This window comes from Halorubrum zhoui (assembly GCF_051194155.1).
Lineage (GTDB): Archaea > Halobacteriota > Halobacteria > Halobacteriales > Haloferacaceae > Halorubrum.
Genome location: NZ_JBLZNJ010000001.1, coordinates 183331 through 208084 on the forward strand (window position 1 = coordinate 183331; position 24754 = coordinate 208084).

Annotated in this window: 27 protein-coding genes and 1 pseudogene; 12 read left to right on the forward strand and 16 right to left on the reverse strand. The window is 67.0% G+C overall.

Annotated elements, in window-relative coordinates; translation table 11 throughout:
• Window position 1: 1 nt before the first annotated feature.
• The 6 genes from ACNTAO_RS00905 to ACNTAO_RS00930 form a co-directional block, all read right to left on the reverse strand.
• Window positions 2-886, reverse strand: coding sequence for a carbohydrate ABC transporter permease (locus ACNTAO_RS00905; RefSeq protein WP_435160037.1), 885 nt, complete (start codon window positions 884-886; stop codon window positions 2-4).
• A 15-nt stretch (window positions 887-901) separates the two neighbouring features.
• A complete protein-coding gene (locus ACNTAO_RS00910) occupies window positions 902-2089 on the reverse strand; it encodes an extracellular solute-binding protein (protein ID WP_435160221.1) in 1188 nt (395 codons plus the stop codon).
• A 311-nt stretch (window positions 2090-2400) separates the two neighbouring features.
• Entirely contained in the window at window positions 2401-3234 is an 834-nt protein-coding gene (locus ACNTAO_RS00915) for a glycerophosphodiester phosphodiesterase (RefSeq protein WP_435160039.1), read from the reverse strand.
• Entirely contained in the window at window positions 3231-3734 is a 504-nt protein-coding gene (moaC, locus tag ACNTAO_RS00920) for a cyclic pyranopterin monophosphate synthase MoaC (protein WP_435160040.1), read from the reverse strand. The genes ACNTAO_RS00915 and moaC overlap by 4 nt, the downstream gene beginning before the upstream one ends.
• Complete coding sequence (locus ACNTAO_RS00925) at window positions 3727-5214, reverse strand: NAD(P)H-hydrate dehydratase (RefSeq protein ID WP_435160041.1); 1488 nt, start codon at window positions 5212-5214, stop codon at window positions 3727-3729. Before ACNTAO_RS00925 ends, moaC begins: the two co-directional genes overlap by 8 nt.
• A 52-nt stretch (window positions 5215-5266) precedes the next feature.
• On the reverse strand, window positions 5267-5491 hold the full coding sequence (locus ACNTAO_RS00930) for a YgaP family membrane protein (RefSeq protein ID WP_435160042.1): 225 nt from the start codon (window positions 5489-5491) through the stop codon (window positions 5267-5269).
• A 375-nt stretch (window positions 5492-5866) separates the two neighbouring features.
• Between ACNTAO_RS00930 and ACNTAO_RS00935 the strand changes: the two genes are divergently transcribed.
• The 7 genes from ACNTAO_RS00935 (at window position 5867) to ACNTAO_RS00965 (ending at window position 12174) form a co-directional block, all read left to right on the forward strand.
• Window positions 5867-6700, forward strand: a complete 834-nt coding sequence (locus tag ACNTAO_RS00935) for an MBL fold metallo-hydrolase (protein WP_435160043.1) — start codon at window positions 5867-5869, stop codon at window positions 6698-6700.
• Between the two features lie 75 nt (window positions 6701-6775).
• Window positions 6776-7972, forward strand: a complete 1197-nt coding sequence (locus ACNTAO_RS00940) for a hypothetical protein (RefSeq protein WP_435160044.1) — start codon at window positions 6776-6778, stop codon at window positions 7970-7972.
• Between the two features lie 55 nt (window positions 7973-8027).
• On the forward strand, window positions 8028-8933 hold the full coding sequence (locus ACNTAO_RS00945) for a phosphoribosyltransferase HisG-related protein (RefSeq protein WP_435160045.1): 906 nt from the start codon (window positions 8028-8030) through the stop codon (window positions 8931-8933).
• A 228-nt stretch (window positions 8934-9161) separates the two neighbouring features.
• Window positions 9162-9542, forward strand: coding sequence for a DUF5805 domain-containing protein (locus ACNTAO_RS00950; RefSeq protein ID WP_435160046.1), 381 nt, complete (start codon window positions 9162-9164; stop codon window positions 9540-9542).
• Entirely contained in the window at window positions 9535-10572 is a 1038-nt protein-coding gene (locus tag ACNTAO_RS00955) for a tyrosine-type recombinase/integrase (protein WP_435160047.1), read from the forward strand. Before ACNTAO_RS00950 ends, ACNTAO_RS00955 begins: the two co-directional genes overlap by 8 nt.
• Before the next feature lie 237 nt (window positions 10573-10809).
• A complete protein-coding gene (locus ACNTAO_RS00960; RefSeq protein WP_435160048.1) occupies window positions 10810-10929 on the forward strand; it encodes an AbrB/MazE/SpoVT family DNA-binding domain-containing protein in 120 nt (39 codons plus the stop codon).
• A gap of 6 nt (window positions 10930-10935) precedes the next feature.
• Window positions 10936-12174: an RNA-guided endonuclease InsQ/TnpB family protein gene (locus ACNTAO_RS00965; RefSeq protein ID WP_435160049.1), complete on the forward strand. Its 1239-nt coding sequence runs from the start codon at window positions 10936-10938 to the stop codon at window positions 12172-12174.
• Window positions 12175-12235: 61 nt separating this feature from the next.
• Here ACNTAO_RS00965 and ACNTAO_RS00970 read toward each other — a convergent pair.
• Window positions 12236-13097, reverse strand: a pseudogene (locus ACNTAO_RS00970) (TrmB family transcriptional regulator).
• A 415-nt stretch (window positions 13098-13512) separates the two neighbouring features.
• Between ACNTAO_RS00970 and ACNTAO_RS00975 the strand changes: the two are divergent.
• Window positions 13513-13854 (forward strand): HalOD1 output domain-containing protein, encoded by a 342-nt coding sequence (locus tag ACNTAO_RS00975; protein WP_435160050.1) that lies wholly within the window; start codon window positions 13513-13515, stop codon window positions 13852-13854.
• Window positions 13855-13944: 90 nt separating this feature from the next.
• Window positions 13945-14682, forward strand: coding sequence for an SOS response-associated peptidase (locus tag ACNTAO_RS00980; protein ID WP_435160051.1), 738 nt, complete (start codon window positions 13945-13947; stop codon window positions 14680-14682).
• A gap of 43 nt (window positions 14683-14725) precedes the next feature.
• On the opposite strand, the gene ACNTAO_RS00985 is transcribed toward ACNTAO_RS00980, so the two are convergent.
• The 3 genes from ACNTAO_RS00985 to ACNTAO_RS00995 form a co-directional block, all read right to left on the reverse strand.
• Window positions 14726-16171: a small ribosomal subunit Rsm22 family protein gene (locus tag ACNTAO_RS00985; RefSeq protein WP_435160052.1), complete on the reverse strand. Its 1446-nt coding sequence runs from the start codon at window positions 16169-16171 to the stop codon at window positions 14726-14728.
• 50 nt (window positions 16172-16221) lie between these two features.
• Window positions 16222-16995 carry an NAD(P)-binding domain-containing protein gene (locus ACNTAO_RS00990; protein WP_435160053.1) on the reverse strand — a complete coding sequence of 258 codons (774 nt, stop codon included), beginning with the start codon at window positions 16993-16995 and terminating at the stop codon, window positions 16222-16224.
• 66 nt (window positions 16996-17061) lie between these two features.
• The gene (locus tag ACNTAO_RS00995; RefSeq protein ID WP_435160054.1) at window positions 17062-17706 is read right to left on the reverse strand and encodes a thioredoxin domain-containing protein; all 645 of its coding nucleotides are present in this window, start codon (window positions 17704-17706) and stop codon (window positions 17062-17064) included.
• Window positions 17707-17827: 121 nt separating this feature from the next.
• Here ACNTAO_RS00995 and ACNTAO_RS01000 point away from each other — a divergent pair, with 121 nt between their 5' ends.
• A complete protein-coding gene (locus ACNTAO_RS01000) occupies window positions 17828-18817 on the forward strand; it encodes a class I SAM-dependent methyltransferase (RefSeq protein ID WP_435160055.1) in 990 nt (329 codons plus the stop codon).
• Between the two features lie 61 nt (window positions 18818-18878).
• Window positions 18879-19175, forward strand: coding sequence for a DUF5779 family protein (locus ACNTAO_RS01005; RefSeq protein WP_435160057.1), 297 nt, complete (start codon window positions 18879-18881; stop codon window positions 19173-19175).
• A gap of 18 nt (window positions 19176-19193) precedes the next feature.
• Here ACNTAO_RS01005 and ACNTAO_RS01010 read toward each other — a convergent pair whose 3' ends face one another.
• The 6 genes from ACNTAO_RS01010 to ACNTAO_RS01035 all read right to left on the reverse strand — a co-directional run bounded on the left by ACNTAO_RS01010 (window position 19194) and on the right by ACNTAO_RS01035 (window position 23232).
• Window positions 19194-19634, reverse strand: coding sequence for an RNA-binding protein (locus ACNTAO_RS01010; protein ID WP_435160059.1), 441 nt, complete (start codon window positions 19632-19634; stop codon window positions 19194-19196).
• Between the two features lie 12 nt (window positions 19635-19646).
• Window positions 19647-19859, reverse strand: coding sequence for a DUF1918 domain-containing protein (locus tag ACNTAO_RS01015; RefSeq protein WP_435160060.1), 213 nt, complete (start codon window positions 19857-19859; stop codon window positions 19647-19649).
• A gap of 133 nt (window positions 19860-19992) precedes the next feature.
• Complete coding sequence (locus tag ACNTAO_RS01020) at window positions 19993-20571, reverse strand: DUF7524 family protein (protein ID WP_435160061.1); 579 nt, start codon at window positions 20569-20571, stop codon at window positions 19993-19995.
• Between the two features lie 128 nt (window positions 20572-20699).
• Window positions 20700-20900, reverse strand: coding sequence for a methytransferase partner Trm112 (locus ACNTAO_RS01025; protein ID WP_435160062.1), 201 nt, complete (start codon window positions 20898-20900; stop codon window positions 20700-20702).
• 40 nt (window positions 20901-20940) lie between these two features.
• Window positions 20941-22134, reverse strand: a complete 1194-nt coding sequence (locus ACNTAO_RS01030; protein WP_435160063.1) for a redox-regulated ATPase YchF — start codon at window positions 22132-22134, stop codon at window positions 20941-20943.
• A 99-nt stretch (window positions 22135-22233) separates the two neighbouring features.
• The gene (locus ACNTAO_RS01035; protein ID WP_435160065.1) at window positions 22234-23232 is read right to left on the reverse strand and encodes a biotin--[acetyl-CoA-carboxylase] ligase; all 999 of its coding nucleotides are present in this window, start codon (window positions 23230-23232) and stop codon (window positions 22234-22236) included.
• Window positions 23233-23328: 96 nt separating this feature from the next.
• Between ACNTAO_RS01035 and ACNTAO_RS01040 the strand changes: the two genes are divergently transcribed.
• Entirely contained in the window at window positions 23329-24744 is a 1416-nt protein-coding gene (locus ACNTAO_RS01040) for a cobyrinic acid a,c-diamide synthase CobB (RefSeq protein ID WP_435160066.1), read from the forward strand.
• Window positions 24745-24754 lie beyond the last annotated feature (10 nt).

A 24754-nucleotide genomic window follows, 5' to 3' on the forward strand; every position in this document is an offset into this window, starting at 1 on the left:
CTTAGCCACCGTAGTAGGAGTACTTGTCCGTCAGCCGGAACTGGACGAGCATCAGGAGCCCGACGACGACGAACAGGACGACCGATTTGCTCGAGGCGACGCCGAAGTTGAAATACGAGAAGGCCTCTCGATACAGATCGAAGATGAGCACGTTCGTCGCGTTCGCCGGTCCACCGCTCGTCAGCAGGTCGACGTACGCGAACGTGCCGAAGAACGCGTAGATCGTGTTGATGATCACGAGGAAAAACAGCGTCGGCGTCATCATCGGGACGTACACCGAGACGAGTCGTCGCAGCCGGCTCACCCCGTCGAGCCGTGCTGTCTCGGTGAGCGCGTCGGGAATCGTGTTCATCGCGGCGATCATGAAGATCACGTTGTAGCCGATCTGTTTCCATATCGCAGTGAGCGTCACGACGGCAAACGCCTGTGGGCCGTCGTTGAACCAGTCGAGGTCGACACCGAGTGTCTCTATCGGCCCCGTGAGCACACCGAGTGTCGGATGGAAGATGAACAAGAAGACGAGCGCGGCGACCGCTGGCGGGAGTGCGTACGGCCAGATGACGGCGATCAGGTACGCCCCCTGTCGGACGTCGACCTCGTGGATGAGGAACGTCAGGTACAGCGACACGACCATGACGCCGCCGACGACGAGCGCCGCAAAGAGGACCGATATGCCGACGCTCCGGTGATACGCCGGGTCGGTCAACAGCGTCTGATAGTGCTCGACTCCGACGAACGCCGGGGCCTGCCCAAAGCCGGCATCGAAGAGGCTCGTTCGGAACGCCATAACCGTCGGGTAGTAGAGGAAGACGACCGAGACGAGGACCGTCGGTGCGAGTAACACCGCAGCTTCGAGTCGACCGTGGAACAGCTCACGCGAGGCCATGCGTACGTTCGAGACTCACTCGTAGTACTCGGCGAGCACCGACTCGATCTCGGCTTTCATCGCGTCGATCTCACTCGCAGGGTCGGCGGCGTTGACGATGTCGACCGACTTGTCTTGGATCACCGTCTGGACGTTCCGGGCGGGTCCGAGCAGCGCCCGCTTCGTCGCCGGGTCGCTCGCGTCGCCCTGCTGGAGCTGTTCGAGTGCCACGTTGTACATCGGGTTCTCCTCGAACCACCCGTCTTCACGCAGCGAGTCCACCGACGGCTGCGTGATCGGATAGTATCCTGATCCCTTGTGCCAGGTCGTCTGCACCGACGGCTTCGACATGTACTGGAGCAGCTGGCCGATCTCCTCGTATCGCGCGTCCGGAAGCCCGTCTGGAACGTAAAACGACGCCCCGCCGATGACCGGGCCGACACGCGTGTCCGAGATCGTCGGATACGGTGCTGCGTCGACGGTGAACTCCTCCGAGTCGGCGATCAGGCCGGCGACAGACGCCGTACTCGTCAACAGCATCGCGGTCTCCTGTTCGATGAACAGCGACGTCGCCTCGCCCCAGGCCTCGATTCCTGGGTTCGTGTAGAGTCCGTCGTCTGCCATCCCCTTCCACCAGTCGTAGAGGTCGTAGATCGGGTCGGGCGCGTAGAACGTCGATGGGTCGCCTGTGTGTCCGTTTTCGGCGTCGGTCATGAGCTCGCCTTCGAAGCCGTACCACGTCTCCACGAACCAGACGTGGTTCGGCCAGGCGATGCCGTACTGGGTAACGCCCTCGTCGACGAGCGTCTGGGAGGCTGTACGCACCTCGGCGAGCGTGCTCGGCGGATCGTCCGGGTCGAGTCCGGCCGCCTCGAACGCATCACGGTTGATGTACATGATCGCGTTCGAGTTGTTGAACGGCAGCGACGCGAGCTCGCCGTCGGTCGTGAAGAACTCGGCGACGTTGTCGAGGAAGATGCTCGTGTCGAAGTCGTCCGGGAGGATCTCTGCGACGGGCCGCACCTGCCCGGTGTCGAACACCTGTTGAGCGAAGAGGCTGTCGACCTGGAACATGTCCGCGACGTTGCCCGAGTCGAACGCCGCGAGCGTGTTCGTGAGGACGTTCTCGTAGGAGTCTTGAAACTCCATGTTCGCCGCCATGCCGGTCTCCTCCTCGAAGCCGGCAGCGATCTGGTCGAGCGTCTCGCCGTTGGTCCCGCCCATCGCGTGCCAGGCGGTGAGCTCGTCGGCGACCGGCGTGAACGTGGCGCTCCCACCGCTGCCGGCACACCCGGCGAGCCCGGTCATCCCTGCGAGTGCAGCACCCGTCGTGGCGAGCGTCCGTCGGCGCGTGAGTCCCCCGTCCGTGTCCGCGTTTCGAGGCATGTGCGTCGGCGTTTCGACAGCCGGGTGAAAACCGCTGCTAAGAGGGGTACGGCCGCCACACAGCGGTACGAGTGGCTCCCGACCGAAATTGAGGGCTCCGGAGTCCTCCATTTCGGCCGGTTCGAGAAGTCACTCCCCTGCGTGACGCGTCACCGATCGACGACGCTAGCGTAGTCGCTGATGAGGCCATCGACGCCGGCCGCCGCAAGCTGCGTCGCTTCGTACCACGTAGTCACCGTCCAGACGTTGACCGCACGATCCGCAGCGTGGGCCCGCTCGATGAGCCCTGGCTCGGCTTCCACGACCGACCCGTCAGTGAACGGCGTCCCGCCGACCAGTTCGACCGGCGGGTGGATCGCCGCCGCGTCGTGTCGCTCGGCGATCGCGAGGGCGTCTTCGACCGAGCGCCAACAGATCGGCGCGATTGGATACGACGACACCTCGCGAGTGGCTGCGAGTGCTCCCTCACAGAACGACGAGCAGAGCACCTCGTTATCGTACGCCTCCAGCGTCTCGACCACGCGCGTGACGAACGGCCGCCACGCGTCGGTCCGATCAGAGAGCGTGGCGCGGTCGAGCTTCTCGGCGATGCGCAGGTCGGACCGGCCGGGATTCTTCAATTCGACGTTCACTCCGACCGTCGGCGGTATCGCTTCGAGCGCGGCCGACAGTCGTGGCACGGTCTCACCGCTTTCGAGCACCTCCGCACGCGTGACGGTCGCCGTGTCGGTCTCTCGGACGAGGCCGCTGGCGTCGGTGAGCCCACGGGCTCCGCCGTCGCGGCCGGCGAGATCGTCGTCGTGAAACACCACCACGTCGCCGTCGGCGGTCGCGACGACGTCGAGTTCGATCAGGTCCGCCCGTCGGCTCGCCGCCTCGAACGCGGCGACCGTGTTCTCCGGATGCTCGCCGGCGAATCCCCGATGTGCGACGAGCGTGCACTCCTCCGGCGTACGCCGCGCCGACACGTCCTGCCCCGTCACGGCGCGCCCTCGATCGGGCGCTTCGTCTTCGAGACCACCTCGACGTCCGTGACCGCGGTCTCTGGGTACGAGCCGTCGTCGTCCTTCTCTGCGGCTTTGACCATGTCCCAGACGACGTTGAGACCGGTCGTGACTCCCTCGAGCGCCTCCATCTCGCAGCCGGTCGTTCCAGTCGTCTCGACCGCGACGGTCAGTTCGACGCGATCGTCTCCGACGACGAACTCGGTCTCCACGTTGGTGATCGGAATCTGGTGACACAACGGAATCGTCTCCCACGTGTGTTTGACCGCCTGTATCGCGCCGATTCGGGCGGTGGCCAGCACGTCCCCTTTGGCCACCTCATCGGCGTGAATCGCCTCCACCGTCGACGCCGTCAGTCGAATCTCCCCGCGAGCTACCGCTCGCCGCGCCGTCGTGGGCTTCGACCCGACGTCGACCATCTGCACGTCGCCGTCGCTGGTCGTGTGTGTCAGGTCGTCTCCCGGTCCGTGGTCACTCATCGTACAGCGCCTGCGGGAGCCGGTCGATTAAGTCCGTCGCCACGAGACTGTGGCCGTTCGCCTCGGCCGCTGCGTCCCCGGCGAGGCCGTTCACGTACGCGCCAGCGGCGGCGGCGACGAACGGCGTCGTGCGTGTCGTGAGCGCGCCGACGACGCCAGCGAGGACGTCACCGGTCCCCCCCACCGTCATCCCCGGGTTCCCGGTCCGGTTGCGTCTGGTGACCACCGACCCGTCGTGTCCGGGCTCCGCTGGTACGCCCGCGATCACGTCCTGGCGTCCCTTGACGAGCAAGGTGTGCCCGAGCTCGGCGGCGAACGCCCGAACGAGTCGTGCGCGCTCGACCGGGTCGGCGGCCGTTTCACCGCCCATCTCGCGGAGCTCACCCTGGTGGGGCGTACAGATCACCTCGGCGTCGGTGTCGACGTCGGGAACGGCGCGGAGCGCGTCGGCGTCGACGACCACGCGCCTATCGTACTCGGCGAGGAACGTCGCGACTGCCTCGGCGGTCGCCGGTGCGTTACCGAGTCCTGGGCCGATCACGACCGCGTCGACGCCGGTCGCCAGCGAGGTCAGCTGTGAGGTGTGAGCGGAATCGAGCGTCGAACCCGACAGGGGGTGGACGATGAGGTTCTGGCTGAATCCCTGGACGGTGTCGGCCACCTCGGCCGGACACGCAACGTGTGCGAGGTCGGCACCGGCCCGAAGCGCAGCACGCGCGGTCAGCGTCGGTGCCCCGGCGTACGGCCCGCCGCCGACGACCAACACGCCTCCGTTGTCGCCCTTGTGGGAGTCTGGATCACGGCCGAGCCCGAGCAGCGTGCCGGGTCCGGTGCACCGTGTCGCCGCTGCGGGGATGCCGATAGAGGCGACGGTCACCGTCGCGTCGAGCGACGCCAGGCCGGGTTTCTCGTCGTGAAACGTCACGATGCGGTCGGCGTCGACGGCGACACCGTCGGCGTCGCCGGTCGGGTCACCGGTATCGGCGTCGATCCCCGTCGGAACGTCGACGGCGACCACGGTCCCGTTCGCTCCAGCCGACGCACGCCAGTCGTCGATCCGTTCGACGGCCGTCCGGACGGGTTCTCTCGGAGCACCGTCTGCCCCAGTACCGAGCAGTGCGTCGACGACGACGTCCGGAGAGCCGACCGCGAAATCGGCCGAGTCGGTGACGACGTTCGTCGGGATCTCGCTCGCCTCAAGCACGTCCCAGTTTTCGCGTGCCACCGTCGTGTGGATCGCCGTCGGGCGACCGAGGAGGTGGACGACGACGTCACGGTCGGTGAGGTGACGTGCGGCGACGAACGCGTCACCGCCGTTGTTCCCCCGACCGCAGAGGAGGGCGACGGTGTCGCCCGGGTCTGAGACGGCGAGCACCTCGCGTGCGAGTGCGCTGCCCGCAGACTCCATCAGCCGGGCGGACGAGACGCCGAGCGCCGCGGCGTTGGCGTCGACCGCAGCCATGCGCTGACTCGAAATCACGTGTGCCGCTGCGGCGCTATCGAATAAAAACGTACGGACGAATCGACGCCGCTCAGACGGCCGGGTCGTCCGCGGTCGCGTCCGTGTCGGCAGTCTCACACCCGGGCATGAACCACTCAGCGGGGCAAATGCCGGTGAAACTGCTCTGTAACAGGTTCAACCCGGCGAAGGCCGCTATCGCGAGGAACCATGGACTGACGAGCTGTGAGAGTCCGACCCCAAGCAGTACAACGACACCGGCGAGCCGTCTGACCCGCTGTTCGCATTGCCGTGTCATTACAGTACAATACTACGTCGGTGATCCACTTAATCTCTCGGATCGATGCGGTCACCGCCACGTGTCGACGATTTTCTCCGGAACCGGTGGGGTGTGATGAACAACGAGTACGTAATAGGTGGGCGACACGAGCGCCGACTGAGCAGCTCCCAGGCGTCGTCGCCGGTACCGCAGACGCTGCCGCATTCGACCCCGATCGGCTTCTGGCAATCCAGCACACGCCCGGCGTATCACGCGATGTCCGTCCCTCTGCACCGGTTTCTATATAGCAATATGCAGTGTATACGTCTCGAAGCGAACGGGAACCGTGTCCTACCGCAGTCATTCTCCTGTGGGCTCCGGAAAAATTACCCTCCTCGCAGTACGAGCAGGGACATGACACGCTCCGATTGGGGAGACTGGCTCCCGAAGGCAGTTGCCAACGCCGAGCCAGACACCGTCTCACTCTGGTATGTGGGCTGTAACGGCTTCGCGATCAAAGGCCGAGACGGGACGGTCTTGTGGATCGACCCGTACGTCGGCACCGGTGACCCGCCGCGGACGATCCGAATGATCCCCGTTCCCTTCGACCCAGCAGACGTCGGCGTCGCGGACGCAGTCTTAGCGACGCACGAGCACACAGACCACGTACACGGGCCCTCACAGGCGCCGATTCTCGCTTCTACGGATGCGCCGTTTATCGCGCCCGACGACTCGATCGCCGTCGCCCGTGAAGACGAGCAGTGGACCGACCGGTGGGACGTCGACGCCGACCAGTTCGTCCCCGTCTCGGTGGGCGACGCGCGAGCGATCGGCGAGTTCACGATCCACGTGGTCGAGACACACGACCCCGACGCGACACAGCCGGTCGGCTACGTGATCGAACACGACACTGGAACCATCTTCCACGCCGGCGATAGCAAGCCGGCGGCGACGTTCAACGACCTCGCAGAGGCGTTCGACATCGACGTCGGCATTCTCGCGTTCGGCTCGACCGGGACGATCCCGGACAAGATGACCGGCGAGCCGACCCGGACCACGTGGTACAGCGACGAGACGCAGATCGTCGAGGCGGCGGCCGACCTCGGGCTTGACCGACTCGTACCGACGCACTGGGACATGTGGAAAGGGCTTACCGCCGATCCGACTGCCTTGCACGACCACGTCCGGAGCTTCGATCGGCCCGAACGACTCGACATCGTCGAAATCGGCGATCGCATCGAGTTGTAAGCGTGGTCCGCCAGGGCGTCGTGGTCGAGTGACGTCTCCGCACGATTTATCACCCCACTCGCGGTGCACGTTGACATGAGCGACCGGACGTCGGCTGTCGTCGAGTCGGATGGAATCCGCGTCGAGAAGTCGTTCACCCGCGACGACTTCCCCGTACCGGCGGTGGCGTTCGAACTCACCTCGGATCGCGACCGCCCCGTCACGGTCCGTCTCGTGGACACGGTTCCGGAGGCGGTCCCGATGGAGGCTATCGGGTTTCACCCGGCGTACGAGAGCGAACACTGGACCGCCTACAGCGACCGCCGCGTCGAGTTCGAGCGAACACTGGAGCCCGCAGAGACGGTCGAGACCGTCTACGGCGTTCGTGTCGACGATCCAGACCCAGCGACGTTTCTCACCGACCCGACCGTCGACCACGCACCGCACGAAGCGGAGATAGCGGACGTGCTCGGTCCAGACGGTGCGACACACGTCCGCGAGGCGCTCGCGATCGGGCCGGAGGGGCTCAAGCCGCTCGCCGACACGGACCCGTCCGAGGAGGCGTCGACCGCCGCTCCGGACGCAGACGACCCGTCTGAACCACCGGCCACGTCGGAGCCGCCGTCGACGGCGGCGAAGCGCCCTCGCTCGAGGACAGACCACACCACCCCGGCGGTCACCAGGCGAGAGTCGAAGGCAGTTGGGTCCGCCGACGACACGGACACGGCTGCGTCGGCCCCTACCGAGGCGGCTCCCTCCGACCGAGCCGATACGCCCGAGGGGTCGACCGTTTCGGCGGACCCTACAGGAACCGTCGCGGCTGAGTTGGCTGCGGCGATACGGCGTGACGAGGTCGACGAGGCCGACCTCGAGACGCTCAGGTCGGCGTTCGACACCGGTACGCCGCCGAGCGTCGGCGTTCGGCTCGACCGACTACAAGCCCGCGTGGGCGAGTTCGACGCCTACACAGACGCTCTCTCGACGTTGCTCGACGAGGAGCGAGCAGACGAGGCGGTGTTCGACAGACTCGACGCCCTCGAGAGCGCTGTCGAATCGGTTGAAACGAGAGTCGACGCCGCAGAGCGCGCACACGGCGCACTCGCGAGCGACGTGACCGCGCTAAGTGAGCGGCTCGCGGACGTCACCGACCGCTTGGATACCGAGGTAGCATCCCTCGAAGACCGCACAGACGAGGAGTTGGCGAGACTCGAGAAAGACGTCCAGGCGGTCGAAGCGGAACTCGCGGCGTTGGAGACGTTCCGCCGTCGGCTCAACGACGCGTTCGACCCCTGATTGGACCCACCGACGAAGCACAACCCGTTTTAGCACTCACCCCACAGGTACGGTGATGACCGATCCGCTTCCCGTCGCGGTTCCACGGAAGGGCCGGCCTCTCGAGGCAGTGCTCGACCGGCTCGCGACCGCCGGTGGAACCGACGAGCTTGAGTCGCTCGCCGACCGGGTCAGCAACACGCTTCGGTACGAGAAGGCGGTGACGAAGGGAGGCGTCGAGGCCGAAACGGGCCCGTACCGGCGACTCGCCGACTACTCCGACCCGACCGACCCGCGAGAGCCGGAGTTCACGCTACTGCGTGACGACCGCGACGGCAAGCCTCGTCGAGTCGTGTTCGACGCGGTGACCGTCTCCGTCGGCGGCGTCGACCTGAAGCTCGTCGGCCGGGAGGAACCGTTCCGTGCGCTTCGAACCCACGAGTTCACGCTCGGATTCGACTCGGCCGACCTGGTCTTAGAGGAGGTCGTCGGCATCCGCCCGTCCGGCCTCCGAGACCTCGCAGACGTGAACGACCGGATCGACCCGGTCGACACCGACGTGCGGGTCGTCACCGGACTCGGTGATACGGTGTACCACACGCTCATGGGGCGGCCGTCCGTGCTCACTTCCGGAGAACGCCTGGACCGAGACTTCTTGACGGCGTACGAGGGACCGCTGTGCATCTCGCCACGGTACGAACGGCTCGTCACCGCCGTCGTCGGGACGGCCGCACTCGACGACGTTGAGTTCGTGTATCCACCCGCGACCCGCACCGAGGAGGCTGCGATCGCCGACGCAGGCCTCGGTGTCTACCTCACGGTCACCGGCTCGACGGCGCGTGATCACGGACTCGTGACCGGCGAGCAGCTGTTTCCGAGCGAGACGGTTCTCATGCGAAACACCGCGGAGTCACACCCGGCGGCTCGTGAGGCGGTCGCGCTCTTCGACGGCGTCGTGACGGAGTCTAAGCTCACGGTGTGAGTCGGAGGTTATACGATCGTCTGTATCGCCGCATCGTGTGTATCGACGGACACTGCGCTGCGCATCACTAATATCCGATATTGTAGGATATACTGCCGAATTTGCAGTCCCGTATTTCGGTATAAATCGTACTTGCCGGTCGAAATACGGTTCGATAAATCAAGATAAGGTCTCTTATCACGAATTCTAGGATAGATTGAAGTGAGCGCCGCCGAAACCGGTCTGTCGATGAGCGACGACCGCCGATCGGTCAAGACGTACGTTCCGGCCGCACAAAAGGAGGTGTGGCAAGAACACGCCGACCAGTTAGATATGTCTCAGAGTGAATTTCTTCGAACGATGGTGCAGGCTGGACGACGGGGGTTCACCACGCCCGAGACGAGCGTCGCCGAGGAGACCCCTTCTTCGAGCGTAGACCCTAGGGGTTCCGACCTCGAAACCCGGATCGAGCGTGCGCTCGAGCGCGGTCCGTGTACGTGGGACGAACTGATCGACGTGGTGACCGGCGACGTCGAGGATCGACTCGAGAACACACTCGACGCGTTACAGGACCAGAATCGCGTCCGGTACAGTGGGAGAGACGGAGGGTACGTGCTCATCGATGAGTAGTACGCACACACCGAAAACCATCGAGGACCCGATCGCGTACTTCCTCGAAGATCTCACCTACCACGGGAAGACGGAGCGCACGCGCACGGCGTACGAACGCGTGCTCCGGCGATTCGAGTCGTCACTCGACGAGGAGACGACACCAGCCGACGCGACGCACCGTGACTGCATGGCGTTCGTTCACTCGCTGCGTGGTGACCTCGCCGAGAGCACGGTCGCGACGTACGCGGCGTACGTACATCGGTTCTACGGGTACATGACCGAGCTGGGGGCGTTCACCGGAAACCCGATGACGCTCGTGATAGAAGAGATGGACGAGACGGTCGAGAAAGACCCCGTACGGAGGGACGTCTCGCTGCCGGCGATGCGGGCGTTCGTCTCGTCTATCACCCACCCACTTCACCGTGCCGTCGTCTGCACGCTGTTGAAAACCGGAGTGCGGGTCGGTGAGCTGTGCAACCTCGACCTTCGCGACGTCCGACTCACCGACGACGCGGTGAACGCCGCGTACGCGCTCGGAACGAGACCCGCACTCGACGGGCGCCGAGACTCGCTGTACGTGACGCCCGCAGCGACCGTCGGCGAGTCGCTACACGGTGAGGTCAGGACGGCCTCGAACAAGCGAAAACGCGAGACGGTGATCCCGATCGACGACGAACTTCGTGACGTCCTGCGTGCGTGGCTCGCGATCCGTCCGGACACCACCTCTCCGGCCGAGCCGCTCTTCGTGGCGACTGCCGAAGCGTGGGGAGCGCGGCTCGACCCCGCTGCCGTACGGCACATCGTCGAACGGCACGCTCGGGATCACGGCTGGTACAGGACGGGAGGTGGCGCCGACGAGAACGTCACCCCCCACTACTTTCGACACTTCTTCACCACGCACCTGCGCGATACGACGGGCGACCGCGGCGTGGTGAAGTACCTCCGTGGCGACGTCGCCGACGACGTCATCGACACGTACACGCACAACTGGGGAGACCAGGTTCGAGAGACGTACGAGGCGAACGTGTTCAGCCTCTTCGAGGGCTGACCGCGTCCTCTGTGTGTCGTTCACTCGACTGTGGTGGGTGAGCGACGCGTGAGATCGTCACTCCTCGAACGCGTAAACTCTATGTTGCAATATAGAATAGCGCGTCGGCGGTTCTGGTCGGCTACGTCACTCGACGGTCGTGTACAGGCGGTCGAGGCGACTGCCCCGGGGCTTGACCCCGGGGTTGAAGCCGACAGCATTATTATGCTTAAGACAGTATAATTCAGTATAGGACAGATGAAATGCTATCCAAAACTGCGACAACGGGGTGTCGTCACGATCCCAGAAGAAGTCCGAGACGGTCTTGATCTGGAAGAAGGCGACCAACTGAAACTCATCGTCGAAAAACTCGACTAACCAACGGTGAAACACACGCTTCGTTTTCGTGCGTACCTGCCCGACGACGTGGAGAGCGAAGCGTGGCACCACATCGACATCCTCCGCCAAATCCGCAACCATACTGTCCGAGACTACTACAACTCCGACTACAACGACCGACCATCAGACTACGACCAACACAACAAACTTACCGCTTGGGCAGACCGCTGGCCGACCTTCGCGGAACCCTCCAGACACGCCGCACAACAAGCCATCACTCAGATCCACAGCGATCTGGAAACACTGCAAGAACGTCGAGAAAACGGCTACAACGTCGGAAGGTTGCAGTGGCAAGGCAAAGGCGAATTTCGGTCAGTGTCGTACAATCAACCCCGTCGCTGGAACGTGGATCACAACACGGGCGACGACCGATTCGTGCGACTCCGACTCGAAAAGATCGGCTGGTTCAACATCCGAGCAGACCGCAACGTGCCATCCAAAGACGAGATTGACGAGGTCATCCTCAAAAAAGAATCGACGGGTGAGTGGTACGTCTCGCTCGTCACCACCGTGGAAGACACGCCAGAGAAACCGCCACTAAGTGAGATTAAACCCGAAGACTGTGTGGGTGCTGACCTCGGCATCACCAACTACATCCACACCTCGGAAAATCTGTCCGTGGATACGCTTGACCTGTCGGATGAGTACGACCGGTACGCACGCGAGCAGCGGAAACTCGCTCGGAAAGAACACGGCTCTAACAATTGGGAGAAACAACGCCAACAGGTGGCGCGAGCCAAACGCAAAATCAAGCGGAAGGTCGAAGATTTCCAGCACAAGCTGACAACGTGGCTCATTAAAAAGTACGATGTGGTGGCCGTGGAGGATTTGGACGTGAAACCGATGCTGGAAACCAGTCAAAATGCGAAAAGCAAACAGGATGCGGCGTGGTCGCGGTTCATCGAACTGTTAGAGTACAAAGGTGAATTACACGGCACACACGTTGAAACGGTTGAACCTCGCGGGACGACAAAAGAGCGTTCGGTTTGTGGCGTCGAGACGGCCAAGCCGATCTGGGTGCGGGAGCATTCGTGCCCTGCGTGCGGACACAAGGAAGATCGTGATTTGAACGCGGCGAAGAATATTCTCACTCGTGGATTGCGGCAGTTAGGGCTGGGACAGTCCGAATCAACGCCTGTGCAGACTGCGCTCCCTACGTTCACGCCTCACCGAGAGGCCGTGGATGCAAAGCGCGTCGTTGAAGCAGGAAGCCCCGGGGCTTGACCCCGGGGTGCGTTCACCGGCCCCGCCCGACGTGGGCCTGGCGGGCGACTCGTGGCGCGGGTCACTCGTCGTGGTCGGACGCCACGTCTGGAGACAACAGCCCCGACGCGACGAGGCGCCGGACGATAGTCACCACCCCGTTGTCGAACCCTCGACCGACGACGCCGCGCTCGTGGTCGCGAGGAGCCGAGCCGGCGACCGAACTCACGACGATGGCCTCTCGATCGGCGAGCAGGAGGCGACGGATCTGTGTGTCGTCGTCGGACAGCGGTGGATCGTCGACCCAGTCGAGCGGCGAGACGAAGACGCGGCCACACGCGACGGCTGCTTGAACCCTCGCCCTCACGGTCTCGTCGGCGGCACTGATCAGCACCTCGACGCCGCGGTCGTGTGCCGACTGCAGCTGCCGGGCTAGCCGATCGGTGACCACAGCCTCGTGGCCGACGAGCAAGAACACCTCGTCTGTCGACTCCTCTATTAGCTGGGTCGTCCGGCTCGTCATCGCTCGTGCACCGGAGAGTGCCCACACCTCGTTGGTCGAGTCGGTGCGCTTGACGTCGTCGGTCGGATCGAGCCCGCTCAAGACGCTGTGAAGCGACGCGGTCCGGTCGACGTACTCGCGTTTGAGCGTCTCGACCGCCTCCTCGATCGGAACGGCACGAAACACCTGCGGGTTCGTGTGTCGCGTCTCGACGAGTCCCTTCGACTCGAGCACCCCGATGGCGTCGTACACGCGTTCGCGGCACCTCCGAGGTGTCGCTGATCTCTCTCGCTGTTCCGCTCTCTCGACGTGTGAGTGCGACGAACGACTTCGCCTCGTACTCTTTGAGCCCGAGCTCTTGAAGCAGTCCGACCGCACGCGCTTTGTTCGAATCGCCACTCATGGGTCCCAACCTGACTGCAAATATGCTATACACGTCCATCGTGTTGAGTCGATCGCTGTGGACCAACCGGCCGACACGGCTCCGCCCGGTCGGCCGTCAGACCCGACGGGAGACGCGCCCGCGATCGACGCGGGGTGTAGCCGCCGCGTCAAGTAGTGACCACACAGTAACTCAGATGATCACAGGAAGTTTTTGTGTGAGAAGCGAGAACGGACTGTTGGCGCGTCGTCACGTCTTGGTCCCAACCACACCGTGACGGCGCGCCGCGCGGTCGCCTCGGTGGCGACCGTTCGCGACGACAGGAGACGAGTGTCACCCAGGCCATCACAACATCTATACCCCTCGCGTGCAGATTAGGTCTCCGTGTGAGGACCGCCGCGAAGCGACTCGACGGTCACGCCCGAGCTATCGAAGAGCGGGGGACACGGAGACGACGCGGCGGAGGGGGTGTCAAATGAGTCGAAAAACCGACAATAACGACGACGGTGATAGCGCCGACGGCCGGCCCGTCCGCGACAGGCCGGATGCACCGACGGTCGAACACCAGTGGACCGATACGGCGTCGCCGCACACGAGCATCGTGGAGGCGGTGGCGGCAGCGACCGACCGTCAACCGACTGACCTGCCCACGCTCGACACGTACGTCGACGGCGACGCCCTTGATGCGCTCCTGTGCCGTGGCTCGTCGTCGGTGACGGTCTCGTTCGAGTACGCCGATTGCGTGGTCGTCGCCCGCGGAGACGGCACGGTCCGCGTCACGGTCACCGACCCCGCGCCGGTCCAGACGGACGAGTGACGCGCCACAGACTGGCACGCTCTTGCGGTCGCGCGGACCCCGCCACCGTTCCGACCGATTAAGCCGTCGCGTCGCTAACGGACCGTATCAATGTGTGGCCGCTACACGCTTTTCACCCCGGTCGACGAACTCGAGTCGCGATTCGGTGCTGCGTTCGACGCGGAACACGAACCGAGCTACAACTGTGCACCGGGAGAGCAACTGCCGGTGATTCCGGCCCGCGATCCGGACCGAGCCGTCGAGATGACGTGGGGGCTCACGCCGTCGTGGGCCGAAGAGCGGTTCGACCTCATCAACGCCCGCGCGGAGACGGTTCGCGAGAAGCGGAGCTTCGCCGAGGCGTACGAGTCGCGCCGGTGTCTCGTTCCCGCCGACGGCTTCTACGAGTGGGTCGAGGGTGATAGCGGCGGCACACAGCCGTATCGCGTCGCGTTCGAAGACGACCGGCCGTTCGCGCTCGCCGGACTGCACGAGCGGTGGCAGCCACCCGAGCGCGAGACGACACAGACCGGACTCGACGCGTTCGGTGGGGGGACGAGTGATGAGACGGACTCAACAACCGAGCCGCTGGAGACGTTCACGATCGTGACGACGGAGCCGAACGACCTCGTCGCCGACCTCCACCACCGGATGGCGGTGATTCTCGACCCCGCCGACGAACAGACGTGGCTCACCGGCACCCCCGAGGAAGCGGCCTCGCTGTTAGGCCCGTATCCGTCGACGTCGATGGAGGCGTACCCCGTCTCCTCGCGTGTGAACGCCGCGGGGACCGACGGCCCGGAACTCGTGGAGCCGGTCGAAGGCGCGGAAGTCCTCACGCGAGGCTGAATCGGTGACCGACTCCGAAGTCCGGTGTTGCGGAGACGCCGATTCAGGGGGCGACGAGGTCCACGACGGTCTCGTCGTCGACGACCACGTTGTACGCGCCTTCGTCGTCGTTCCAGAGGACGAGGCCGTTTTCGACGAACACGACCGCGCCGTACGCGGCCGTCCGTAGGTCGCGGTTGAGTGCGGTCTCACGGGTACAAACGAGGTAGTGGTCGACGGTCTGTGAGCCGTCTCCGACCCGGTACACCGCGTTCTTCCCGTCGCTGAGGTCGTGACTGAGCTTCACGGCGAGGAGGTTCACTCGATCGGTCACGTGTGACGCTGCGTCCGCCATGCGCGCACAGCGGTCGGCACGCCCCCAGACGTCGACCCGCCGCTCGCCGTCGGGTCGGAGGATCGAGTAGGCGAACTGGACGTCGACGTTCACGAACTCGCCCGGCTCGTCGTCCGCCGCGCGGGTCGCCGCCTCGTCCAACTGGCGTTGGAACGCGGGCACCGCGAGGTCCTCGCGGACGTCGAACGACCAGCCCCGGTCGGCCGGCGTCGCGTCGGGCCAGAGGCGAAGCGTCGGGGCGTACACGCTCGGTTCGCGCTCGTGATCGGCCGTGACCGCTCGCTCGACCTCACGAAGCGACGTCGCCGTCTCCTTGTCTGCTGGTGCGAGCGCGACCACGCTGCCGTCCGAGGCGAGCGCGTCGAGTCCCGCCGCACAGACGGCGACCGGGTCGGTGAGTTCAGAGAGCACGTTGCCGAAGAGGACGAGGTCGAACGGCGCTGTGAGCGGCGGATCCGCGTCGTGTTCGCCGAGTCCGAACGCCGCCTCGGCGGTCGTTCGGTGGACCGTCGTGCGGAAGTTCCGACCGGTCGTCTCGAGGAGTCGCTCGAGGACGGTCGCCGCCGAACTCGGTTCGATCGCGTGGTACGAGACGACCGCGTCGTCCGGGAGGTAGTCGTGGAGACCGAGCGCCGGCCCGCCGACGCCCGCACCGACGTCGAGGACGCGGAGCGTCCGGTCGAGCAGCCCGTTCTCCGAAAGCGCGTCGAGGACGTACCCGATCGCCGCGTAGTACCCTGGGAGGTGGTAGATCGCGTAGCCGAGCGCGGCGACCTCGTCGTACTCGACGTCGTTGCCGTACAGGTAGTCCGTCTTCAGCCGCCTGATGGCCGACCGGAGCGTCGTGCCGGTGTCGCCGACGGGCCAATCCGCGCCGAACGTCGACACGAGCACGTCTTCGAGCGCAAACGAGACGTCGGCCGGGACCGCGCTCGGCGCCCAACCGGGCGGGGCGACCGGGGCTTCCTCGACCGGCTCGAACCGACCGTCTTCGCGCTCGCGGAGCCGCAGGTCGAACGCCTCCTCTCTGAGCGCGGCTCGGACGGCCCCCGGATGGGCTGCTCCTTCGACGTACTGCGTGAGCTCGTCGGGGTCGATAGGACGGACTTCTCGGAGGTAGTTCGCGGTGTTTCGGAGCGTCGTTCGGTCTATCATCGTGACGAGGTGACGGTGGGGTACAGGGTCGAGTGAGCGCGCCGGCGGAGTCAGTCGTGTCGCTCGCGGGTCGTTCCGTCGCCGCGGGCCCGCTCGTACAGGGCGGCGAACTGTGACGCGTCGGCGTCGGCGAGGTCGGTCGCGGCCGTGGCTACTGCGTCCGCGCCGTCGAAGGCCTGCTGTATCTCGGCGTACACGGCCGGGGAGCCCTCGGTGACGGTGTCGGCGACGGACTCGAGTGCGGCGGACACCGGGGTGTGGAACTCCTCGCGCACCGGGTCGGCCGCGAGCCGCCAGGCCAACACCGCGGCGTGGGCGCCGGCTTGAACCGTCTCCATCGCCCGGTCGTGTTCGGCCGCGGAGGTCTCGAACACCTCGTTGCCACCCGCCTCGATGGCCGCCGTGATGGCCGACACCGACTCGCCGGGCTCGTCGACGACGACGGCCACGTTGCCGGGGACTCTCGGCGGCGCGAACAACGGGTGGTAGCTCGCGCGCGCGAGGTCGGAGGCGTGTTCGCGCATCGCCGCCACCGAGGCGGTCATCTCACCGGAGACGTCGACTATCGCCTGGGTCGCTCGTGGGGCGTACGTCTCGACGGCCGCTGGAACCGCAGACATCGGCACGGAGAGACAGACCACGTCGTGTGTCGTGTTCGCCTCGGGGGCTACCGTCTCGGCAGCTCGGTGTGCCGCGGCGTCGCTCGCGGTCGCCTGGTCGCGGTCGGTGAACGCGACCCAGGCGTCTGTCGGAGCGTCGGTACCGGTGAGGGTGTCCGCGACCCACCTGCCGATCTCACCCGCGCCGACCACGAGTACGTCCATTCGAGCGGTGGGAGGGCTCGAGCGGGGTAAAGTGACTCGATCGGGTCGCTCCGTGCCGCCCCTCGTTCACCGTCGCGCCTCGATCGCCGTGGTGATGGCGTCTGCCGTCGGCACCACCGACTCGCCGCCGACTATCACCGTCGGCGTCCCGCTCACCCCTCGTTCGACGCCCGTCGCTCGGTCGGCCGCGACGACGTCGGCGTACGTCTCCGCCCGTAGGTCGACGAGCGCGACACAGGGATCGGCACCCACGCCCTCGGCGGCGGTCCCGACGGCCTCACCGCTGTACGCGCCGATCGACTCGTAGACGGCCTCGGCGAAGTCGAAGAACGCCTCGTCGCCGTGGCGGGCGCCGACGCCTCGGGCCGCGCTCGCGACCGGAACCGCCCACTCCTCGTCGACCGGGATCGGAAAGTCCCAGTGCTCGTAACGAACGTCTTCGGCGCCGAGCGGTCCCGAACGGAGCGTCGGGAGCTCCTCGGTCGCGAACGTCGCACAGTGTGAACACGTGAAGTCTTCGAACACCTGGATGCGTATCGGGGCGTCGGGGTCGCCGATGGCCGGTCGGTACGTGGAGTCTGGCTCCGGCGCCGAGACGCCCTCACAGTCGAAGGCCGCACTCGCCGTCGAGTCTCCACCGAGACACCCCGTCGCTCCGACGACCGCGCCCGTCGCGACACCGGCCAGGAGCGACCGTCGCGTCCGTGACATACCGTCGTCTCGGGGGGCGACTCACTTAACCACACCGAGCCGCCTCCCGCTCGACGGGCTGCCGCTGGGTGCTCCCGACGCGTGCCGAACGACTTTATTCGCCGGGAACGTCTCGGCGGCCGTGACCCGACCGTCGACGTACACGCAGACGCGGTACCTCGAGGCCAAGCGAACCGTCGACGACCGGGCGCTCCACCGGCCGACGCTCGATGCCCTCGGGCGAGCACTCGACGGGCGTGCCGAGCCGATCCGCATCGTCGAGGCCGGCTGCGGGACGGGCTCCATGCTCCGGCGTCTGCTCGCCTGGGACGTGCTCTCTGACGCCGTCGCGTATCACGGCTTCGACCTCGACCCAGCGGCGGTCGAACGAGCAGCGACGGCGCTGACCGCGTGGGGCGAGGCGGCCGGGTACACCGTCGACGAGGAGACGGCGGGCGACGCACTCGAGACCACCGCTGGCGAGGCCGAGGCCACGACGGTCGCGCTCACCGACGAGGACGGGGCGACGGTCCGTGCCACCTTCGCGGTCGACGACGTGGTCGCGCGGGCTCGCCGGCTGGACGCGACCTACGACCTGCTCGTCGGCTGTGCCGTGTTCGACCTCCTCAACCTCGAGGACGCACTCGAGCCGCTCGCATCTCTCGTCCCCGGGGGCCTCGTCTACGCGCCGATCACGTTCGACGGCGAGACGTTCTTTCGGTCGGTGGCGACCGACGGCGACGCACCCGTGGTGCGACGGGAGCGGGAGCGAGCCGTGATAGCCGCGTATCACGAGACCATGGACGCGCCGACCCGACCGGGCGGCAGCCGGGCCGGACGAGAGCTGCTCGAGGCGGTTCCGGCCGCCGGCTGTCGCGTCCGCGCTGCCGGTGCCGCCGGCTGGCTGGTGACGCCGCCGTACCCCGGCGACGAGGCGTACTTCCTCCACCACCTGATCGACGGTATCGAGTCCGCGGTCGTCGACGCACGGCGCGCGGCAGCGGGGACGGACCGGCTCGCTCGCGAGGCGGTGCGGACGTGGGCCGACCGCCGCCATCGAGCGGTGTCGACGGAGACGCTCGCGTACGGGGCGCACAACCTCGACGTGCTCGCGGCCGTCCCAGACGCGTGAGCGGCGACGGAGGCGACCCCGCGAGCCGAACGCTTTTCTCGGCGTGCGTCGTCGCTCCGGTATGGCAGATTGGGACCTCGACCTCCGCGACGCCGAAGCCGAGCTGGACTCCCCGGTTCCCGCCGGCGGCGACGTGGTCCTCGACGTCCTCGACGGGTCGACCGAGCCGGCAGCGTGGGTCCGACACGTCGAGGCGGGCGACGTCCTCGTGTTGGCGGTCGACGGCGACCTCAACGAGCTCGCCGCCGGCTTCGCTCGCGAGGTGAGAGACGCCGGTGGCTCGCTGATGCACTTTCGGGGGTTTTTGATCGTGACCCCGCCCGAGACGGCCATCGACACCGACCGACTGTCTGCGTGAGTCGAGTCGGCGTCTCGGCTACGACGACTCGGTCGCGAGCCGCGAGAGCGTTTCGCGGGCGTTCTCGACGGCCGCGTCGTGTTTCGCGGGGTACGCCTCGACTTTCGCTCTGAGCGTGATGCCGTGGCCGAGCCTGACGTCACCGCGGAACGCCGCCTGCTTGTCGAGGCGCACGAACAGCGCGCAGTTGTCGTCGACCCGCTCGTCGAGCTCCTCGAGCACGTGGTCGAGGTCGGGGAGGGTCGCGAATCGGTCGAGGACGTGTCGCATCCCGTCTGCCACCTCGATACGGGCAGAGAACACGACGATTCGGTCGCCGTGGTGGCCGACGGTCTCCGCGCGGTCGATGGGTGCGTCCGCGGGTACGAGCGTTCGAAGCGCCGTCTCGACGCGCTTCTCGTCTTCGGTGGCGTACGAGAACGCTCTGAGGTCGACGTAGTGGAACGGGACAGCGGGCACGGGACGGTGTCGTTACGCCTCTGGCTCGTCTTCGGCGGCCGCCTCGGACCCGGCGGTCTCCAGTGCGTCCTCGGGGACGCCGGTCTCTTGGCCCTCGTCGAACGTCACGGTGTACGTGGCGTCGCCGAACATCGTCTCCATCACCTGGGTCACCGTCCCGGTCTCGCCGTCGTACTCGCTGTGTTTGTCGTGGAGGACCACTCGGTCGTCCTTCTCGAGACTCATGCGTCGGCTACCGGCGGGACGGTTAAAAACGCGTGGATTCGGCGAGGGCCGGGGCGTCACGGTGGCCGTGGACCGTCGATGGCCGTGGACCGTCGGTGGCCGTGGATCGTCGGTGGGTGGCCGTCTTCGGGGCTCACCACAGCAGCGAGAGCGTCGCGGCGAGCGCGACCACGATCGCTCCACCGGCGGCGAGCAGCAGCACCACGCTCTCGATGGCGAGGGCGGCAGCGACGCCGAGGGCGACCGCGACGAGCGAGAGGAGGAGCGCCGGCACGCCACCGCGTTCGACGGCCGTCGAGACGGCACCCGCGAGCCGTCGGTCCCACGAGGGCGGTGGCGGCTGTGCCGGCGGCTTCGTGAACTCCTCGTCGACGAGGACGCCCTCCCCGGCGGTCGGCGGCGGGTCCACGCGAACCTCGATAGACGCCCGATTCGAGCCGTAGCCGGTGACGACGTCGAGCGTCCCAGCGACCGGCTCCTCCGGCGGCGTGGTCGTGACGCGGACGTGCACGACCGACTCCGCTTCGACGTAGTGGTTCCCCGCGTCGAGCGAGGCCACTCGGTCGAGGTCGTCGTCGAGGTGGAGGTGGACGTGCGTGGACTGTCCACGGTTCGCGAGCGCGACGGTGAACGTCTCGTCGGTCTCGAACCGATCCGGTGCTCGGATCGCGTGCACCTCCGGCCCGTTCAGTTCCACGTCGAGCGTCGACACGGGCTGTGTATCACCCCGGGGTGAGAAAAAGGTGCAGCATACACAGTTCAACTCACCGTCACGTGTCCCGTGCGACACTTCCCTTCGTCAGCCCTCGCATCACCGTCGTCACGGCCTTCGACGCCCGTCTACGCCGCCGCCCCCTCTTCGTCGCGCATGTCCGGCGGGAGGAGGTTCGGAATGCCGTCTTCGATCGGGTACTGCTCGCCGCACTCGGCACAGCTGAGCGTTCCGGTCAGGATCTCGTCGTCCTCGCGGTCTTCGACGGACAACTCCAGGTCGGCTTTGTCAAGCGGACAGCAGACGACGTCCATGAGCGACTCCTTCATACCAACTCGGTTGGCGCGGCCGCCTCAAAAAGGGTCCGGGTCACTGGTTCGTCGACACCAGTTCGACTACGTCGCGATGGGCCAGCTCGTGGGCGGTTCCGATCTGTCGGCCCGTGCGGCAGTCGATCCCGTGGAGGAGGCCCTCGCCGATCTCCGAGTGGATGTGGTGGGCGAAGTCGGCGGTCGTCGCGCTCGCCGGGAGCAGGAAACAGTCGCGGAAGACGCCCTTCTCGTCGACCGTGCCGCTCGCCGTTCCGGGAAACACTGCGATTCGGTCGAGGACGTCGAAGACGGCCGCCTCCAGCGCGGCCTGAACACCCGTGCCGCCGTAGGCGTCGACGTGTGCACGGACGCGCTCCAGTCCGGCCGCCTGCTCCGGTGAGACGTCGTCGACGATCGTGAAGTCGTCGTCACCGGGGGTGTAGGTGACGACGCCCGCGTCGGCCGCGTTCTTCAGCGCCTTCTCGGCGTGTGCGCTCACCGGGACGAACGAGAGGTGCTCGTAGGCTGGGTCGTCGGTGATCGTCTCCCAGTTCGCCCGGGCCGTCTCGGTGTCCATCTTGTTGGCAGCGACGACCATCGGCTTGGTTCGAGTCCGGATCGCGTGTGCGAGTCCGGCTCGGTCGGCCACGGTCCACGCGTCGGGATCGAGTCCGATCGCCTCGGCGAGGATCACCTGTTTGAGTTCGTCTGGACCGATCCCAAACGCGGAGAGCTGCTCGCCGAGTGACTCCTCTATCGCCGGGTCGGCGCCGTGATACCGCGTGTCGAACCGCTCGATTCCCTTCTCGAGGACCGTCAGGTACCAGGCGTCGAGCTCGTCTTCGAGGAAGTCGATGTCCGTCCGTGGGTCGTGACCGGTCGTCCGCTCGCCTTCGCTGTCCGTCTCCCCAGAGAAGTCGACGACGTGGACCAACACGTCCGTCTCGTTGAGGTCGGAAAGGAACTGGTTGCCGAGCCCGCGTCCCTCGTGAGCGCCGGGGACCAACCCGGCGACGTCGACGAGTTCGACCGGCACGAACCGCGTGCCGTCGCGGCAGACGCCGACACTCGGCGTGCACGTCTCGTCGAACTCGGGTGCCGCACAGGGGACGCGGACGTACGCCTCGCCGACGCTCGGGTCGATCGTGGTGAACGGGTACGCGCCTTCGGGAACGTCGTTCATCGTCGCCGCGTTGAAGAACGTCGACTTCCCGACCGAGGGCTTGCCGACGAGACCGATCCGGTGACTCATACACACCGTCTGCACGTGGAGCGCAAAAACCAACCGAGACGCGGCGGCGTCTCGTCGCCGGGAACGGCGAGTGACGTCGACCTTCGTTGTCCGCCCGCCTCACGCGCTAGGGTCGGCCGCTCTGAGGTGCGTACAGTCACCGGCGTGTACGCGAACCGTCTCGGCATCGGTCTCGACCACGAGCGCCCCGGGCGGCTCGACGTCGACCGCCTCTCCGACGACCGTCTCCGTGGACGTCTCCACGCGGACCCGCCGCCCGAGCGTGAGAGCGCGATTGCGCCACGCCGGAAGTACCGCCTTGAGGTCGGCCGTCAGCTCGGCGTATCGCTCGAGCACGTCGCGGACGAAGGCGCGGCGGTCGATCGGATCGCCGCAGACCGCCCGAAGCGACGTCGCTCCGGCCGGGAGTTCGGACGGGTCCACGTTGGCGTTGACGCCGACACCGACGACGAGCCAGGCGACCCGATCGGCTTCGCCCTCCATCTCGGTGAGGATGCCGGCGAGTTTCTGCCCGCCACGTCCGACGGGCTCGTGGCCCTCCCTCCCGACGTTCGGGTCGCTCGATGCCCCACCCTCGCTCTCGAGCAGCACGTCGTTCGGCCACTTGATCCCGGCGTCGACGCCGACGGCTCGACAGGCGTCGGCCACCGCGACCGCGGCGGCGAGGGTGAGCTGCGGGGCCCGCGCCGTCGACACGGCCGGAGCCGTGAGCACCGAGAGCCAGACGCCGCCGCTCGGTGCGACCCACGAGCGGTTGAGCCGTCCTCGGCCGCCGGTTTGCGCGTCGGCGACGACGACGACGTCGGACGCGCCCGACTCGGCGAGCGCCCGCGCTCGGGTGTTCGTCGAGGAGAGCGTGTCGTGATACTCGACGGTGTACGGAGCGTCGAGGGCGAACTCGATCCCCGGTGCGCCGTAGCCGGGGTCGGCCGGCGCGACGTAGCCGTCGTCGGTCGACTCGACGGCGAATCCCTCCTCGCGGAGCCCTTCGACCGCCTTCCAGACGGCCGCCCGGGAGACGCCGAGCTCGGCCGCGAGCGACGGACCGGAGACGGGGCCGTCGGCCAACGCGTCGAGCAGCGCGCGGCGGGTGTCCATGGACGCGGAGAGCCGACCGAGACGCAAAGTCATTCCGGCTCGGTCCTCGTCCACCCCCGACGAACGGCTTTTCTCGTCCCCATCGCAATCGGTGGCATGAACGGACTCGTCCTCGGCGGCACCGCCTCGGGCGTCGGCAAGACGATCGCGACGCTTGCCGTCTCGCGGGCGCTCGCGGACGCGGGCTACGACCCCGTCCCGGCGAAGGCCGGCCCGGACTACATCGACCCGAGCCACCACGCGGCCGCACTCGGTCGGCCCTCTCGAACCCTCGACACGTGGATACAGGGCGTCGACGGGGTACGACGGACCCTCGCGCGGGGTGCCGAGGACGCCGGAGACGACGCAATCGCGGTCGTCGAAGGGATGATGGGGCTCTACGACGGCTCCGTGACGTCGACGGCCGCGACCGCGGCGGCGCTCGACGTGCCGGTCGTCCTCGTCGTCGACGCGGGTGCGGGCATGCAAAGCGTCGGGGCGACCGCACTCGGCTTTCGCGAGTACGCCGCACACGTCGACCTCCCTCCGGCGGTCATCGACGCGGTCGACGACTCTCGCGTCGACGTCGCCGGCGTCCTCGCACAACGGGCACACGCGGGCCGACACGCCGACGGCATCCGCGAGTCGCTCCCCGCAGGCATCGACTGGGTCGGTCACGTCCCGCCCGCAGACGATCTGACGATCCCCGACAGACACCTCGGTCTCCACATGGGCGACGAGCGTCCGATCGACGAGTCGGCCATCGAGGCCGCAGCCGAACCGATCGACGGCGAGGCCCTCGCGCGCCTCTCACGGCCCGTCGCCGCCCCGAGGGAGGCGGCACGGAGTCGACGGGAGCAGTCAGCAGGCTCCTCGACAGGAGACGTGCCAACGATTGCGGTCGCCGCCGACGACGCGTTTCGGTTCGTCTACCCGGCGACGTGGGAGCGACTCCGCGCGCTGGCGACGGTCGAACCGTTCGCTCCCGTCGCCGGCGACGACCTCCCGGCGTGCGACGCAGTCTACCTCCCCGGTGGGTACCCGGAGACGCACGCGGCGGCACTCGCCGCGTCGCCAGCACTCGAGACACTCGCCGAGCGCGCTGCCGACGGCCTCCCGATCCTCGGCGAGTGTGGAGGCCTGATGGCGCTCGCCGAGTCGCTGACCACCGTCGACGGCGAGACCCACGCGATGGCTGGAGTGCTCCCGGGCGACGTCACGATGTGTGACCGGTACCAGGCGCTCGACCACGTCGAGCTCCGCGCGGTCGACGACGGCGTCACGGCGCGCGCCGGCGACCGCCACCGCGGCCACGAGTTTCACTACTCTGCGCACGCGTTCGGCGGCGAGGCGACCGTGTCGACGGCGACCGACGCCCGGTTCGCGTTCGAACTCGAACGCGGCGACGGGATCGACGGCGACCACGATGGGCTCGTCACACGGCGCACGGTCGGAACGTACGCGCACCGGCATCCGGCGTGCGGAGCGTTCGACCGGCTGGTCGAGGCGGCCCGAACGTACGCGCGAGGGTGACCGTCGTGGC

Excerpts from the sequence above, each read along its gene's own strand:
- ACNTAO_RS00905 (WP_435160037.1), bottom strand. The coding sequence starts at position 886 with ATGGCCTCGCGTGAGCTGTTCCACGGTCGACTCGAAGCTGCGGTGTTA.
- ACNTAO_RS00910 (WP_435160221.1), bottom strand. The coding sequence starts at position 2,089 with ATGGGCGGGACCAACGGCGAGACGCTCGACCAGATCGCTGCCGGCTTC.
- moaC (WP_435160040.1), bottom strand. The coding sequence starts at position 3,734 with ATGAGTGACCACGGACCGGGAGACGACCTGACACACACGACCAGCGAC.
- ACNTAO_RS00930 (WP_435160042.1), bottom strand. The coding sequence starts at position 5,491 with ATGACACGGCAATGCGAACAGCGGGTCAGACGGCTCGCCGGTGTCGTT.
- ACNTAO_RS00935 (WP_435160043.1), top strand. The coding sequence starts at position 5,867 with ATGACACGCTCCGATTGGGGAGACTGGCTCCCGAAGGCAGTTGCCAAC.
- ACNTAO_RS00940 (WP_435160044.1), top strand. The coding sequence starts at position 6,776 with ATGAGCGACCGGACGTCGGCTGTCGTCGAGTCGGATGGAATCCGCGTC.
- ACNTAO_RS00945 (WP_435160045.1), top strand. The coding sequence starts at position 8,028 with ATGACCGATCCGCTTCCCGTCGCGGTTCCACGGAAGGGCCGGCCTCTC.
- ACNTAO_RS00950 (WP_435160046.1), top strand. The coding sequence starts at position 9,162 with ATGAGCGACGACCGCCGATCGGTCAAGACGTACGTTCCGGCCGCACAA.
- ACNTAO_RS00955 (WP_435160047.1), top strand. The coding sequence starts at position 9,535 with ATGAGTAGTACGCACACACCGAAAACCATCGAGGACCCGATCGCGTAC.
- ACNTAO_RS00960 (WP_435160048.1), top strand. The coding sequence starts at position 10,810 with ATGAAATGCTATCCAAAACTGCGACAACGGGGTGTCGTCACGATCCCA.
- ACNTAO_RS00975 (WP_435160050.1), top strand. The coding sequence starts at position 13,513 with ATGAGTCGAAAAACCGACAATAACGACGACGGTGATAGCGCCGACGGC.
- ACNTAO_RS00980 (WP_435160051.1), top strand. The coding sequence starts at position 13,945 with ATGTGTGGCCGCTACACGCTTTTCACCCCGGTCGACGAACTCGAGTCG.
- ACNTAO_RS00985 (WP_435160052.1), bottom strand. The coding sequence starts at position 16,171 with ATGATAGACCGAACGACGCTCCGAAACACCGCGAACTACCTCCGAGAA.
- ACNTAO_RS00990 (WP_435160053.1), bottom strand. The coding sequence starts at position 16,995 with ATGGACGTACTCGTGGTCGGCGCGGGTGAGATCGGCAGGTGGGTCGCG.
- ACNTAO_RS00995 (WP_435160054.1), bottom strand. The coding sequence starts at position 17,706 with ATGTCACGGACGCGACGGTCGCTCCTGGCCGGTGTCGCGACGGGCGCG.
- ACNTAO_RS01005 (WP_435160057.1), top strand. The coding sequence starts at position 18,879 with ATGGCAGATTGGGACCTCGACCTCCGCGACGCCGAAGCCGAGCTGGAC.
- ACNTAO_RS01015 (WP_435160060.1), bottom strand. The coding sequence starts at position 19,859 with ATGAGTCTCGAGAAGGACGACCGAGTGGTCCTCCACGACAAACACAGC.
- ACNTAO_RS01025 (WP_435160062.1), bottom strand. The coding sequence starts at position 20,900 with ATGAAGGAGTCGCTCATGGACGTCGTCTGCTGTCCGCTTGACAAAGCC.
- ACNTAO_RS01030 (WP_435160063.1), bottom strand. The coding sequence starts at position 22,134 with ATGAGTCACCGGATCGGTCTCGTCGGCAAGCCCTCGGTCGGGAAGTCG.
- ACNTAO_RS01035 (WP_435160065.1), bottom strand. The coding sequence starts at position 23,232 with ATGGACACCCGCCGCGCGCTGCTCGACGCGTTGGCCGACGGCCCCGTC.
- ACNTAO_RS01040 (WP_435160066.1), top strand. The coding sequence starts at position 23,329 with ATGAACGGACTCGTCCTCGGCGGCACCGCCTCGGGCGTCGGCAAGACG.